Source organism: Candidatus Fukatsuia symbiotica (assembly GCF_003122425.1).
Taxonomy (GTDB): domain Bacteria; phylum Pseudomonadota; class Gammaproteobacteria; order Enterobacterales; family Enterobacteriaceae; genus Fukatsuia; species Fukatsuia symbiotica.
The window spans coordinates 1,562,837-1,577,402 of record NZ_CP021659.1 but is presented as its reverse complement, the minus strand read 5'-3'; the positions used below and the strand labels follow the sequence as shown (position 1 = coordinate 1,577,402).

At 42.7% G+C, this 14,566-nt stretch carries 10 protein-coding genes and 2 pseudogenes; 8 read left to right on the top strand and 4 right to left on the bottom strand.

Annotated features, from left to right (window positions below; all coding sequences use genetic code 11):
* Positions 1-138: 138 nt before the first annotated feature.
* Positions 139-249: pseudogene (locus tag CCS41_RS07775) on the top strand (integrase core domain-containing protein); the annotation flags it as partial.
* A 213-nt stretch (positions 250-462) separates the two neighbouring features.
* On the opposite strand, the gene fumC reads toward CCS41_RS07775, so the two are convergent.
* Positions 463-1,872 (bottom strand): class II fumarate hydratase, encoded by a 1,410-nt coding sequence (fumC, locus tag CCS41_RS07770; protein ID WP_072550783.1) that lies wholly within the window; start codon positions 1,870-1,872, stop codon positions 463-465.
* A 194-nt stretch (positions 1,873-2,066) separates the two neighbouring features.
* Between fumC and manA the strand changes: the two genes are divergently transcribed.
* Both manA and CCS41_RS07760 read left to right on the top strand, forming a co-directional pair.
* The gene (manA, locus tag CCS41_RS07765) at positions 2,067-3,254 is read left to right on the top strand and encodes a mannose-6-phosphate isomerase (protein ID WP_072550784.1); all 1,188 of its coding nucleotides are present in this window, start codon (positions 2,067-2,069) and stop codon (positions 3,252-3,254) included.
* Between the two features lie 280 nt (positions 3,255-3,534).
* Positions 3,535-5,085: a YdgA family protein gene (locus CCS41_RS07760; protein WP_420836478.1), complete on the top strand. Its 1,551-nt coding sequence runs from the start codon at positions 3,535-3,537 to the stop codon at positions 5,083-5,085.
* Positions 5,086-5,684: 599 nt separating this feature from the next.
* Here the strand turns inward: CCS41_RS07760 and CCS41_RS07750 are convergent.
* Both CCS41_RS07750 and tyrR read right to left on the bottom strand, forming a co-directional pair.
* Positions 5,685-6,704 carry an agmatine deiminase family protein gene (locus tag CCS41_RS07750; protein ID WP_205411404.1) on the bottom strand — a complete coding sequence of 340 codons (1,020 nt, stop codon included), beginning with the start codon at positions 6,702-6,704 and terminating at the stop codon, positions 5,685-5,687.
* Positions 6,705-6,718: 14 nt separating this feature from the next.
* A complete protein-coding gene (gene tyrR / locus CCS41_RS07745; RefSeq protein WP_072550804.1) occupies positions 6,719-7,783 on the bottom strand; it encodes a transcriptional regulator TyrR in 1,065 nt (354 codons plus the stop codon).
* Between the two features lie 308 nt (positions 7,784-8,091).
* Here tyrR and sapA point away from each other — a divergent pair, with 308 nt between their 5' ends.
* From sapA to sapF, 5 genes and pseudogenes are all read left to right on the top strand, one after another.
* On the top strand, positions 8,092-9,741 hold the full coding sequence (sapA, locus tag CCS41_RS07740) for an ABC transporter substrate-binding protein SapA (protein WP_072550787.1): 1,650 nt from the start codon (positions 8,092-8,094) through the stop codon (positions 9,739-9,741).
* A complete protein-coding gene (gene sapB, locus CCS41_RS07735) occupies positions 9,738-10,703 on the top strand; it encodes a putrescine export ABC transporter permease SapB (RefSeq protein ID WP_072550788.1) in 966 nt (321 codons plus the stop codon). Before sapA ends, sapB begins: the two co-directional genes overlap by 4 nt.
* Entirely contained in the window at positions 10,693-11,583 is an 891-nt protein-coding gene (gene sapC, locus CCS41_RS07730; RefSeq protein WP_072550789.1) for a putrescine export ABC transporter permease SapC, read from the top strand. The genes sapB and sapC overlap by 11 nt, the downstream gene beginning before the upstream one ends.
* A pseudogene (gene sapD, locus CCS41_RS07725) lies at positions 11,584-12,575 on the top strand (putrescine export ABC transporter ATP-binding protein SapD).
* Positions 12,576-13,394: a putrescine export ABC transporter ATP-binding protein SapF gene (gene sapF, locus CCS41_RS07720; RefSeq protein ID WP_072550791.1), complete on the top strand. Its 819-nt coding sequence runs from the start codon at positions 12,576-12,578 to the stop codon at positions 13,392-13,394.
* Between the two features lie 4 nt (positions 13,395-13,398).
* On the opposite strand, the gene CCS41_RS07715 is transcribed toward sapF, so the two are convergent.
* Positions 13,399-14,412 (bottom strand): hypothetical protein, encoded by a 1,014-nt coding sequence (locus tag CCS41_RS07715; RefSeq protein WP_072550792.1) that lies wholly within the window; start codon positions 14,410-14,412, stop codon positions 13,399-13,401.
* Positions 14,413-14,566: the final 154 nt, after the last annotated feature.

Sequence of the window (14,566 nt, the reverse complement as noted above, 5' to 3'; positions counted from 1 at the left end):
AGTCGCTGAGTTTTATGGAAATTGGTAATAGCGGTCAGCAGGTTGCCAATTTCTTGATTATTCCTGGTAAAATTTAACATAATATACATTATACGCATCCACGGAGTTTTGGTGTATTCTGAGATCTGTCTGTGTAACAAGGCATACAGCCCGCAGACTAATGGTATCTGTGAGCGGTTTCATAAGACGATGAAAAATGAATGCTATGACGTGATGTTTCGGCGTAAAATTTATTCATCATTGGAGAAGCCACTGCGTCCTGTGATTTTCGCAGCGACTTTTTCAACATAACGTTATACCTTATACGCATTAACATGGCGCCAACTGAGACTGGCTTGCGTACGGGCTTGTCAGGCCTGATCGTCACTGTTGTTCTCTGCGCTTAAGAGATTTCGAACAGATTATTAGAAGATAAGATGCCTAAAAACGCTGGGTACAACAGCTCCCCAGCGTGAGTTTTTTCTATTCGTTATTGTTTTTATTGACTGCGCTGCCTACCATATCTGCTGGTCGTACCCATTGATCAAATTCTTCCTCAGTTAATCCTAACGTCAGAGCAGAAGCCTTCAACGTCGTTCCTGTTTCATGCGCATTTTTGGCAATTTTGGCCGCTTTGTCATAACCAATGTGTGGGTTCAGCGCCGTTACCAGCATCAAAGAGTCATTAAGTAGTTGAGTAATACGTTTTTTATTGGGTTTAATACCTATTGCACAAAACTGGTCAAAACCACGAATACCATCAGCTAATAACCGGATAGATTGTAAATAGTTATGAATGATCATCGGACGGAACACATTTAATTCAAAATTTCCGGAGGCACCACCGATGCTGATCGCGACGTCGTTACCCATCACTTGAGCACAAAGCATTGTCATTGCTTCACATTGTGTCGGATTAACTTTGCCTGGCATGATGGAGCTACCTGGTTCATTTTCCGGAATGGATATTTCACCAATACCGCAGCGTGGACCCGATGATAACCAACGGACATCATTGGCTATTTTCATTAATGAGGCAGCCAAACCTTTTAACGCACCATGACCATGAACCAACGCATCACAAGTTGCTAATGCTTCAAATTTATTAGGAGCAGTAACAAAAGGTTGTTTCGTGTACTTTGCAATTTCTTGTGCAACCTGTCCTGCATAGTCAGGATGTGTATTTAATCCAGTACCAACTGCAGTGCCTCCCAAAGCCAGCTCGCACAAATGTGGGATTGTCGCTTCAATGTGTGTTTTGCTGTGTGCTAACATTGCCGCCCAACCAGATATCTCTTGCCCCAATGTCAGTGGTGTCGCATCCTGTAGATGAGTGCGCCCAATTTTAACAATGTCTTTGAAAGAGAGCTCTTTGTCTACCAGTGTCTGGTGTAATTTTTCCAACGCTGGCAATAAATCTTTATGCATGCCCATCACCGCTGCAATATGCATCGCCGTAGGGAATACGTCGTTAGAACTTTGACTTTTGTTCACATCATCGTTCGGATGAACTGGACTACCTTGACCACGTTGACCCTTCAAAATTTCGCTCGCACGATTCCCCAACACTTCATTCATATTCATATTGGTTTGTGTGCCGGATCCCGTTTGCCAGACAGAAAGTGGGAATTCGTCTGGATGCTTACCCTCAAGTACCTCGTCAGCGGCCTTAATAATGGCCTGCGCTTTTTTTTCGTCCAAAAGTTTTAAATTCATATTAACTTCCGCTGCAGCACGCTTGGTCACAGCTAACGCATAAATCAGTGCCTCAGGCATTTTTTCCTGCGAAATATCAAAATGCTTTAGTGAACGCTCAGTTTGCGCTCCCCATAAACGGTCATTAGCTACTTCAATGGGTCCCATTGAGTCTTTTTCTATGCGAGTAGCGGTCATTACTTTCTCCTCTAACAAATTAAATAGATTTCTTGCAAAACCGTCGTTCAAAACACCTGCATTATCCAGCATGATGATGTACAGAATCGGTACCATGTCATATTAAAACAATTTATTTTGCGATTAATATAATAACTTGCGAGAATCTCTTGCAAAAGTTACAAAGGAGCAAAAAATTATAATGGAACAAAATTATGCAAAAAATGATCAACAGTGTGCAAAATTATTCCTGGGGCAGTACTGATGCTTTAACTCACTTGTATGGTATTGCCAATCCACAGAAAAAGCCCATGGCGGAACTGTGGATGGGTGCACATGCAAAGAATAGCTCTTACGTCATCGGTGCTAATGGGCAACCTTGTTCATTGCTCGAGCTAATCGCAAAGGATGTACAAGGCTGTCTGGGTAATGCCGCTGATTACGGTGAATTGCCTTTTTTGTTTAAGGTATTGTGTGCTGCACAACCATTATCGATTCAAGTTCATCCTAGTAAAAGAGCCGCTGAAATCGGGTTCGCTAAGGAAAATGCCGCAGATATTCCGCTCGATGCGCCAAATCGCAATTACAAGGATGCTAATCATAAACCCGAACTGGTCTATGCACTAACACCCTTTCATGCGATGAATGGCTTTCGTACTATGGAAGATATGAACACCCTACTGCAACCGGTGTCGACAGCTCACCCTGATGTTGCTGTATTTTTGCAGAATCAAAACACAGCGAATCTAGCCAAATTATTCGCCAGTTTACTCGATATGACAGGTCAGACAAAAAACCGAGCATTGACGGTGTTAAAATCAGCGTTAAATCATCAACAAGGTGAACCTTGGGACACAGTTCGCAATATTGCTCAATTCTATCCAGAAGACAGCGGTTTATTCTCGCCATTACTACTCAACGTCGTTATGCTACAGCCTGGTGAAGCGATGTTTTTATCTGCTCAAACACCACACGCATACCTCAATGGAGTAGCATTAGAGGTAATGGCTAATTCAGATAACGTATTACGCGCCGGTCTAACCGAAAAATTTATCGATATCCCTGAGTTAATGGCAAACCTGAAATTTATTGCCAAGCCGGTCAAAGATTTGCTAACAACACCATTACACCAGGAAAATGAGTTAATCTTTCCTATCCCTGTGCGAGATTTTTCGTTTTCTATTCATGATCTTAGCGTTACGTCGCAGGTAATAACACAAAAAAGCGCCGCCATTATATTTTGTATCGAGGGCGAGGCCATTCTCGAAAAATTAAGCACACGAGAAAAATCTGCTCAAAAACTACATTTACAACCAGGTGAGTCTTGCTTTATCGTCGCTGATGAGTCTCCCATCAATGTCTACGGCTACGGACGGATTGCCAGAGTTTTTAATCGCTCATAATCGGCTCTAAGAACCTGTTCCAAATCTTCTTGAGCGACGCTCAGACGAAGAAGAAACTCACGAAAAAACGCAGTTTACAGAGAGTCACTGAGCATTTTGAGCGCGTTTTTGACGAATTACTTGACCAAAACACGGCGAGAAAAAGAGATTTCGAACAGGTTCTAATAATAAATTTTGCTAATTTTTTGTTAATATATCCCCGTTGTATACACAATATTATCCTTGCGGAGGTATTTCATGCTCCATACAGGTGTTAAAATTAAAAAAGGATAAAAATAGAATGATGAAAAAATCGCTAGTAGCTATTGGTATTATGGCCATAGTTGGCTCTGCATGGACAGCTGCTTCCTGGTATACCGGTAAATTAATCGAGCAACATATAGAACAAGTAGTGGCTGAATCAAACTTGTTGTTAAAAAAAAATATACCGGAAGCCGGTATTAAATTATCTTATCAGGATTATCAACGCGGTCTATTTAGCAGCAATTTTCGCTATGTTTTTCAACTAGATACAAATTCTTCCAATGCGAACAACGCCGATGAAAAATGGTTAGGAAAAGATGACAAAATTATTTTTATCGAAACGATAGATCATGGCCCTTTCCCATTGGCTCAGTTAAAACAGTTTAATTTTATCCCGAGTATGGCGCTGGTTCACTCCGAATTAGAAAATAGCCCCGTAATAAAAGAATTATTCGAGATAACTAAAGGTCAGTCCCCCTTAAATGCCGTTTCGCGTTTTTCTTATCGAGGGGATATTTCATCAACGCTCAACATCATACCTATCGAATCACAACAAAACACCGCTACTCTGCGCTTCTCCGGAGCGACTATCAATGCTGATGTTTCTCAAGATTTACGCAATCTGGTGCTAAACGCTAAGAGTGACAGTTTGGTTTTCACCAGTAAAGATCAGCATAACCAATTGGAACAATATAGCCTGCAAGGATTAGCGTTGAAAATTACCCATCATCCTGGCAAATTTGATATTGGCATGGGCGATCAACAATTCACCATTAAACAGATAGCATTCGATACTGACGGCAAGAATATCACTACCCTGGACGGTTTTTCCCTTAATACATCCCTCGGTGAATCAGATAAAAATCTCAATGGTAAACTTAGCTATTCGTTGGATGCGTTAAAAATCAAAGGACATGATTTTGGCTCCGGTCAATTGGTGCTTAGCTTAGATCGTTTAGACGGTGAAGCAACGAAGAAATTTGTCGAGGCCTACAATCAAGAAGCATTACAGGCGTTACAACAAGGTGAAGATTTTGAAGCACAGCAGCTATCCGAAATACTTTTTGCTCAGTTACCTACACTCTTAAAAGGCAACCCCATTTTAAATATTTCGCCTTTGAGTTGGAAGAACAGTAAAGGTGAAAGTACATTAAATATCAATGTAGAATTAATGGATACTGATCTCGCTACAGCAAATACGCCGTCTTCGACAGCGTTTTTAGCACACAGTATAAAAAAGGTAGATGCTACATTAACCATCCCGCTGGCGATGGCAACTGATTTGACCATGCAAACCGCCTTATTGGAAGGCTATAGCCCGGAAGAATCACAAAAACTCGCCGAACAGCAAGTGCAAGGTTTGGCTGCTATGGGAAAAATGTTTAAATTAACCACAAATACCGATGATGCTATCAGTAGTCGCTTTCACTATGCTGATAATAAAATCGATCTAAACGATAGAAAATTATCCCTACAAGAGTTTATGGCGTTATTTGGCTTATCCAGCGAACCAGAGGAAAATGAAGAAGCAGTCGATTATCCTCCTGAGCCAACAGAATCGACTCCAGCAACACCTCAAACACCATAAAACCGGGTTTTTATTTATACCAGGCAGTACTAACCAGTATAAAAAATAATACTGACTGGTATAAAAAATGTTGGGATAAAATGTTAACATTGTGTTAAATTCAGCGCGCGTAATAAATATGTAACGAATACGCATCAAAAAATCGAAGGCGTTAACTTATCTCTTGTTAGAATAAGGATTATTTTCAATGAACAAAAATATATTTATTGGGGTTTTCTGTGCGTTAGCCACAACAGGCGTTTTCGCGGGTAAAACTGAAAGTATTCAGTGCCCAATGAAAAATGAAATCGTTGCAACATAAACGGAAACCGAACGCGGCATCACCAGTATGGTTTATTGCGCGCCTTCAGCCACGGACTGTCAATGGAAAGGATTTGATGCCAGAACAGACAAAAAGCATTCTGTAGCTAAGTCGTTGCAAAAAAACGGACGCACCCCAACCCTACACAATAAAATTTATTATTGTGAATATCAGCTCGATGATGAAGGTAAGAGTGAAATCCGCATGAAGTTTGAAAAAACCAATCCTTAAAATAAGTCATTGGGGCTGGACAGCGATATATTTTATATACAGGTGCATATGCAGCATCTGTATATTTTTATTTAGTCTTCGGCTCCTGTTGTGTTACACAATGGATCCCACCGCCACCACTGGCAACAGCATCAATATTTATCGCAACAATCTCACGTTGAGGATACAGTCGTTTTAACTTATCTACGGCGGCATTATCGGCGTTAACATCACCAAATGCGGGGACAATCACCGCTTTATTGCAAACATAATAATTGATATAACTGGCGAAAAATTGATTACTGGCATATTTATCGCGTAAGGTTGCCGGTGCCTCGAGAACCACTACATCTAGCTGACGCCCTTTGGCATCTGTTGAGTGACGCAGAATATCAAGATGACGCTGAGTTACCAAATGATCGTAAGATTGCGTATTCGGCTCATAACCTGCAACTACAGCACCAGGTCTGACAAATCTGACGTAACCATCAGTATGACCATCAGTAATGTCTTTATTTTTTATCCCCGGCAGCCAGATTATTTTTTCCAGACCCAGTAACTGTTTAAGTTCTTGCTCGCATTGTTCTTTACTGATAGCAGCATTACGGTTGCTATTAATCACACAGCTTTCGGTGATTATTGCGGTTCCATCGCCGTCGACTTCAATCCCTCCACCTTCTAGCACTAACCTCGTCTTAATCGGTTTAACACCTGCTTTTTCAACGATAAATTGAGCCACTTTAGCATCAAGAGCATGTTGTTGCTTATTACCCCATCCATTGAAGTTAAAGTCGATAGCCGCCACCTTATCACCCTGTTGGTTAATGACAAATACCGGGCCGCTATCGCGTATCCATATATCATCTAAAGGACAAATAAGCAGCTCAACATCACCCTCAGCGACTAATCGTTGCGCAATAGCATGATCTTTCGGGTCGACTAACATGGTGACGGTTTCATATCTGGCAATAGCTAACGCAATGGTGGCGATATTTTCTTGTATTTCAGCTAAATACTGCCCACCCCAGGCGTTATTGACACTAAAAGCCATCCAAGTACGTTGGTGAGGCTGTTCCTCACTCGGCATAAACCAGCGCTCTTTATTCATCGTACTATCCTTATTCACTCGCATTTGCCTGCCATTTTCTTATTTTCTGCTTTTACGTTTTCTACTGTAGACACGGGTCGACCGCGTAGCCCGTGTTCGCGCAATTTATTCGCTATCGCCGTATGGGAAACACCAAGCCGTTTAGCCAGTTTTCGCGTACTCGGATAATCACCATACAGACGTGTCAACACCAGGCGTTCAAAACGTTTACTGATTTCGTCAAAAGAGCCTTGCAACATATCATCGGTCAAAACAGTTTCGACTTCAAATTCTGGTAACAGAACGTCCTGTGGTCGCAATTCAAAACCCTGTAACTGTGTCAACGCACGATAAATGACATTTTTCAATTGACGTACGTTACCAGGCCAAGCATAACGACCTAAAAAACCACTCAGTTCAGATGATAATTTAGGTCGATGCATACCTTGCTCAGATGAAAATTTTTCCACAAATAATTCCGTCAACGGCATGATATCTTCTGGCCGTTCGCGCAACGGCGGTAAAGTGATCCTGAGGACATTAAGCCGATAGTAAAGATCCTGGCGGAATTCTCCACATCGGATCAGCGCTAGCAAATTTTTTTGTGTCGCACAAATTACCCTGACATCGACATGTACTTCTTGCTCTTCACCCACTCGACGGAAAGTACCATCATTGAGAAAGCGCAATAATTTTATTTGCATCCGTGGCGACATTTCACCTATTTCATCTAGTAGAACCGAGCCTCCATTGGCTTGTTCAAAAAAACCTTTTTTGCCTTCCGCCGCATTCGGATAAGCACCAGCAGCGTAACCAAAAAGTTCACTTTCTACCACGTCATCAGGTAAGGACGCACAATTAAGGCCCAAAAATGGTTTTTTACCCCGTGGGCTCCCTAGATGACAGGCGCGCGCCAGCAGGTCTTTACCCGTACCTGTCTCACCAATCAATAGCAACGGCGCATTCAACACCGCCAATTTACGAGCCTGTTCGAGTGTTTGACGCAGTTTGCTACTAACCGCCACTATCTGATTAAATCCATCACAATTATTGATCTTACCTACATCAATCGCCCTATCAATATCCTTAGCTTCTGCCATTAAATCATCAAGGTAGTTACTATCTATTTTTAAATGCATTCGGATTGACCTTATATTAGCGAGCGCAAGAGATCTCGAATCGGTTCTTATCGCTAATTGGTTGCCTTCTGTTGACCAATACTAACACTTTCAGCCTACGCTACCACAAGCTTCTGCTTTTTTGCCAAACACCTTCAAAATCATCATGAATGACACACTCAGTGCTCACATACTCAAACAGATAAATTTTAAAAAATGTCTAATGAATTGGGGGATAGTTAAATTACGATACAATAAGTTTATCGTTCTTTTATTACTGAAGCATATTTATGCATGCTCTGATTATTTGGGTACTATCGCTAACTTATTTAGCCATCCCCATACTGGTACAATCTGCGCCAGTGACACAATCTGTGCAAAAAGACGTCCACCAGCACGGTTTTGTTTATTGTATTAACGGGATCTTTCATACCTTTAATCCACAAATGTCGAGCGGTGGTCTGGCCGTGGATACCTTAGCAACACAATTGTATGACCGCCTCCTGGCTATCGATCCCTATACCTATCAACTTGTTCCAGAACTGGCAGAAAAATGGCAAATGCTAGATAACGGAACAACTTACCGTTTTCAGCTACGTAAAGAGGTTGCTTTTCAGACCACAGCCTGGTTCACCCCGAGTCGAATGATGAATGCTGATGACGTGATTTTTAGCTTTCAGCGTATATTGAATCGAGAACAACACTATCATCATGTCAATGGCAGCAAGTATCCCTACTTTGATAGTTTGCAATTCGCCAAAACCGTGCGCAGTATTAAAAAATTAGATGACTATCGTGTTGAATTCCACTTAAAAGCACCGGATGCTTCGTTCCTTTCGCACCTTGCAACACATTATGCTCCGATATTATCCGCAGAATATGCAGACAAACTGACGAAAAAAAATAAGCAACAACAAATTGATCAAGAACCCATTGGTACAGGGCCATTTATGCTCAATGAATATCGTTCAGGTCAATATATTCGTTTGTTCCGCCATAATCAGTACTGGCGAGGTTTACCCCGTATGCAGCAAGTCGTTATCGACTTAGGTGTCAGCGGCACAGGGCGCCTCTCCAAATTACTGACCGGGGAATGTGACGTACTCGCCTACCCCGCTGCCAATCAGTTAACAATTTTGCGTAATGATCCACGTTTACGCCTGACACTACGACCAGGGATGAATTTAGCTTACCTGTCGTTTAATACCCTCAAGCCGCCCTTAAATAATGTCAATATTCGCCATGCCATCGCCCTCGCGATTAATCGTCAACGTTTGATGCAGGCCATCTATTACGGAACAGCAGAGGCCGCAACTTCTATCTTACCTCGTGCTTCCTGGGCTTATGATAGTCAAGCACAAATAACACAATACAATCCAAACCAGGCCAGAAAAATCTTGCAACAGCTGGGTATTAAACAGCTTGAACTCAGTTTATGGGTTCCTACTGCTACCCGCTCTTACAATCCTAGTCCATTAAAAACTGCGGAACTTATCCAAGCAGATCTGGCACAAATAGGAATTACAGTAAATATTATTCCGGTTGAAGGCCACTTTCACGAGAGACATCAGAAAATGGAAATGAGCCATGATTTGATACTATCTGGCTGGGCAACAGACAGTAATGATCCCGACAGCTTTTTTCGACCCATATTAAGTTGTGCTGCAATTAATTCTCAAGCAAATTATTCTCATTGGTGTGATCCTCAATTCGACACGCTATTGCAAGATGCCTTACAAACCCAGCAACGTGCCGAACGTATCCATTACTATCAACAGGCACAACATATACTCGAACAACAATTACCCGTGCTACCCCTCGCGTCATCCCTGCGATTACAGGCTTATCGTCACGATATTAAGGGCTTGATCTTGAGCACGTTTGGTAGTGCTTCTTTTGCCGGCGTATTTCGAGACAGTGATGAGAGCAAAAAACCATGATTATCTTTATATTACGCCGATTATTACTGCTGCTAATAACACTGTTTATGCTGTCCTTGGTCAGTTTTAGTGTGACTTTTCTTCCCTTTGATGATGAAGCACTCAACAGCACAGCGCTAATTGACGATTATTTATTCTATTTCAATAAACTATTGCAGTGTGATTTCGGCATTTCCAATATAAATAATCAACCAATCAATGAACAACTACAAGCTGCCCTTCCCGCCACCATGGAATTATGTATTCTGACTTTTTTGCTAGCGTTACTTATTGGTATTCCGCTGGGCATTCTTGCCGGCATGCAACGCGGTAAAATGACAGATTTCATTATTAGTCTTCTGGCATTGATCGGTTTTTCCATCCCAGTGTTCTGGCTAGCTTTATTATTGATGCTACTTTTTTCGGTAAATCTTGGCTGGTTGCCTGTATCAGGTCGCTTTGATTTATTGTATCAAGTCAAACCTGTTACCGGACTCGCATTGGTCGATGCTTGGTTATCTGATTCTCCCTATCGCAAAGAGATAATAACCAGCACCCTGAAACATATGCTTTTGCCAACGGTCACTCTGGCCATCGCCCCCATTACCGAGATAATACGCCTAATGCGTACCAGTACCGATGAAATTATTGGTCAAAACTACATTAAAGCGGCAGCAACCCGTGGTTTATCAAAACTGACGATCATTCATCGTCACTTACTACATAACGCGCTGCCACCGATTATCCCCAAATTGGGGTTACAAGTTTCGGCGATGTTAACCTTAGCAATGCTTACCGAAATCGTATTTAACTGGCCTGGCTTGGGTCGCTGGTTAATCACCGCTATCCGCCAGCAAGATTACACCGCTATCTCAGCAGCGGTTATGGTCATTGGAGCGCTAGTCGTTATGATTAACGTAATATCAGATATTTTGGGGATGATGATGACACCACTAAAACACAGGGAATGGTATGGGATCTGATAATATCTACTGTGAAAAGAAAACGCCGAGTCCGCTCCATTACATCTGGCACAATTTTCATTCTGACATGCTGGCCATGATTGGTTTCTACGGAGTACTCAGCCTGATATTACTGTGCTTCTTTGGCAATATACTGGCACCTTACACCTTGGAGCAACAATTTTTAGGTTATCAATTGCTACCACCTTCCTGGTCACGATATGGTGATGTGTCTTTCTTTCTCGGTACCGACGATCTAGGACGTGATGTTCTTAGCCGTTTATTAACAGGTACCTCTTCTACTTTCGGTTCAGCACTGTTGGTCACGCTCGCAGCCGTATGTGGTGGCTTATTACTTGGTGTATTAGCAGGTATTACCCACGGCTTGCGATCAGCAATACTCAATCATCTGTTAGATACACTACTATGCATTCCCTCCCTACTGCTTGCTATCATTGTCGTGGCTTTTTCTGGGCCAAGCTTACAACATACCCTATTTGCCGTCTGGTTAGCACTATTACCACGTATGGTACGCACAATCTATAGTGCAGTTAATGATAAAATGGGTAAAGAATATGTCGTTGCAGCCCGCTTAGATGGCGCGTCGACATACTATATTTTGATCTATGCTATTTTTCCCAATATCGTGGCAATACTAGTGACTGAGTTTACCCGTGCTTTATCAATAGCCATCCTTGATATTGCAGCGCTAGGCTTTTTGAATTTAGGTGCCCAGTTACCTTCGTCTGAATGGGGTGCTATGCTGGGAGACTCACTAGAGCTGCTCTATATCGCTCCCTGGACAGTTATCGTACCGGGATCTGCTATTTTCATCAGTGCATTGATGGTTAATTTACTGGGCGATGGTATGCATCGGGCAATAAATAAAGGCGTTAAATAAATGGCGTTACTTGATATCCGCAATCTCACTATCGAGTTTACAACACCCACCGGGGCGATAAAAGCAGTCGACAGGATCAGTATTATGCTGACAGAAGGCGAGGTACGTGGGTTAGTTGGTGAGTCTGGTTCAGGTAAAAGTTTGATTGCTAAAGCGATCTGTGATGTCAACAATGAAAATTGGAAGATCACTGCAGACCGTTTTCATTTTAATAATATTGATCTATTACGCTTATCCGTACACGAACGACGTAAGCTGATCGGGCACAATATCTCGATGATATTTCAGGAACCACAATCCTGCCTGGATCCTTCAGAGAAAATTGGCAAACAGTTAATTCAGTCAATACCTGACTGGACTTACAAAGGCCAATGGTGGCAACGTTTTCATTGGCGTAAGCGGCGAGCCATTGAATTACTCCATCGAGTTGGCATCAAAGACCATGAAGATATTATGAACAGCTATCCCTACCAATTGACAGAGGGGAATGCCAAAAAGTGATGATTGCTATCGCATTAGCCAATCAACCACGACTACTGATTGCCGATGAACCGACCAATACGATGGAGTCCACCACTCAAGCACAAATTTTCCGCCTACTCACACGCTTAAACAAAAACAATAAGACGACGATTTTACTCATCAGTCACGATCTACAATTTATGAGTCAATGGGCAGACAGAATCAACGTGCTATATTGCGGCCAAACGGTAGAAAGTGCCATGCGCGACGATCTGCTTGCAACTCCACACCATCCTTATACCCAAGCATTAATACGCTCAATGCCTGATTTTGGTCGTTCACTGCCTCATAAAAGCCGCCTTAATACATTACCTGGTGCTATCCCCTCATTAGAGCATTTACCTATCGGCTGTCGTCTAGGGCCCCGTTGCCCCTATGCAAAAAAGAACTGTATTGAAACACCACGGCTACGACAGATAAAAAACCATGCTTTTGCTTGCCATTTTCCACTGAATCTGGAGGATAAATAAATGGTAGAAATGCTATTCGAAGTGCGTAACTTGAGTAAAAAGTTTGGCTATCGTAGCGGATTATTACGGCGTCAGCATGTTATTGAAGCAGTAAAGTCAGTGAATTTCACGTTACGAAAAGGCCACACACTGGCTATCATTGGTGAAAACGGCTCAGGTAAATCAACGCTAGCAAAAATGCTCTCTGGCGTGACTAAACCTAGCACCGGAGAGCTATTAATCGATGGCCACCGCCTTAGTTACGGTGATTATGCGTATCGCAGTCAACATATCCGTATGATATTCCAAGATCCTAGTACTTCACTGAATCCACGCCAACGGATTGGTCAGCTCCTCGATATCCCACTGAAATTAAATACAACACTCGATGCGGCGGCGCGTGAACAACGTATTTATCACACACTACGTCAAGTTGGGCTTTTACCGAACCACGCTGACTATTACCCTCACATGCTGGCATCAGGACAAAAACAACGTATTGCGCTAGCGCGTGCGCTCATTCTGCGGCCTAAAGTGATTGTTGCCGATGAGGCGCTAGCCTCGCTCGATATGTCAATACGTTCACAAATTATCAATCTAATGTTGGAATTACAGGAAAAACACGGTATAGCTTATATTTACGTCACTCACCATCTGGGCATGATGAAACACATCAGTGATCAAGTCATCGTCATGCATAAAGGAGAAGTCGTGGAACGTGGCAGTACAGCCGAAGTATTAGCCGCTCCCCTACATGAGCAGACCAAACGTTTGGTTGCTAGCCATTTTGGCGAAGCACTCACTGCGGACGCTTGGCGCTGTGATGGTGACGGCTTTTAAGAGATTAAAGCCCAGCCCTGCCCGGATAGCAACGCGGAAAATAACGGCAAACCGACAATGGCAGTAAACCTAGCACAAAGCCACGACTCTGATGCCAAAAAGCAGATAACAACAGTAAAGCTGAACCGGCTATCAACGCTGTGATGGCAAAACTCAGGCTAACAAAGCCACTTTTATCCAAGAGTGATGTAAAAGCATAAAGAACATAGCCAAGCGCGGATACCATAAGTGCACGTCGGTCAATCGCCAGTGAAAAAAACGCCATTAACACATAAAATATTAATACCAATAGCGTGTTCAGCAACCTGACATCCCCCTCCCCCAACATGGTAATAAAAAGCGGATGAACTAACATCGGGGCGGCTAACAAGTGAAGCCAGAAAGCCACATCAGCCCGCCGAGTTTGACGCTGAATATCCGAGACATCCCAATACATGGCGAAGGCAAATACCAGCAAACCAGAGCCAAATATCAGCTTCGGCATCATATTTTCCAGTACAGGAAACACCATCAGAAAAACAGATAAAACTCCCCAAACAACAACACCCACGCCGGCCGCCAAAGTAATAGGAATATGAAAACGTCGCCAATGGAGTAACGCGGCTAAAGCCGTCAGTAAAATGGCAATAATCCAGCGAATAACAGCATCTTTAATGCCATAGCCATAAATCGGCACAGAACCGATAGCAACGATAAAAGCGAGTAACAGCACAACAGCAGGTAGTGCCATATGACGCTTACGGACAAAATATTCCGCCAACCCCCATGCCACGCCTGCACACAGTAGACCGCCAAGCCACCGATGATAGGCGCCGCCAAGTACGAATGTCGCACCTAAAAGTAACAGACTGGCAATCACCACAAAAATATCATTAAATCCAGCAAGCAAACGAAAACTTTCCTCATCGACTGCTGATGTCTTACGCATATTATCCACATGATCACGCAGCGCCTGCGCCGCTTGCGGGCTAATCGCCTGTGCAACAACAGCGGATTCAATGTCTTCATTACTGTACATAGGTTATCTCCCCAGTTTAAAAGAAACATTATAGTCTCCTAACTTATCATTAAATCTTACTAATAATAGTTTCTTGTTTATAGAAAGATAACCGGGATAAAACAAGTTTCACAGACACCCTCAATCCTGATAAAGCGTGCTAGAATTGCCTCGT

Bases quoted from the DNA above. Each gene is read 5' to 3' on its own strand.
- CCS41_RS07750 (WP_205411404.1), bottom strand. From the start codon at position 6,704: ATGAATAAAGAGCGCTGGTTTATGCCGAGTGAGGAACAGCCTCACCAA.
- CCS41_RS07760 (WP_420836478.1), top strand. From the start codon at position 3,535: ATGATGAAAAAATCGCTAGTAGCTATTGGTATTATGGCCATAGTTGGC.
- CCS41_RS07715 (WP_072550792.1), bottom strand. From the start codon at position 14,412: ATGTACAGTAATGAAGACATTGAATCCGCTGTTGTTGCACAGGCGATT.
- fumC (WP_072550783.1), bottom strand. From the start codon at position 1,872: ATGACCGCTACTCGCATAGAAAAAGACTCAATGGGACCCATTGAAGTA.
- sapC (WP_072550789.1), top strand. From the start codon at position 10,693: ATGGGATCTGATAATATCTACTGTGAAAAGAAAACGCCGAGTCCGCTC.
- tyrR (WP_072550804.1), bottom strand. From the start codon at position 7,783: ATGGCAGAAGCTAAGGATATTGATAGGGCGATTGATGTAGGTAAGATC.
- sapA (WP_072550787.1), top strand. From the start codon at position 8,092: ATGCATGCTCTGATTATTTGGGTACTATCGCTAACTTATTTAGCCATC.
- sapB (WP_072550788.1), top strand. From the start codon at position 9,738: ATGATTATCTTTATATTACGCCGATTATTACTGCTGCTAATAACACTG.
- sapF (WP_072550791.1), top strand. From the start codon at position 12,576: ATGGTAGAAATGCTATTCGAAGTGCGTAACTTGAGTAAAAAGTTTGGC.
- manA (WP_072550784.1), top strand. From the start codon at position 2,067: ATGCAAAAAATGATCAACAGTGTGCAAAATTATTCCTGGGGCAGTACT.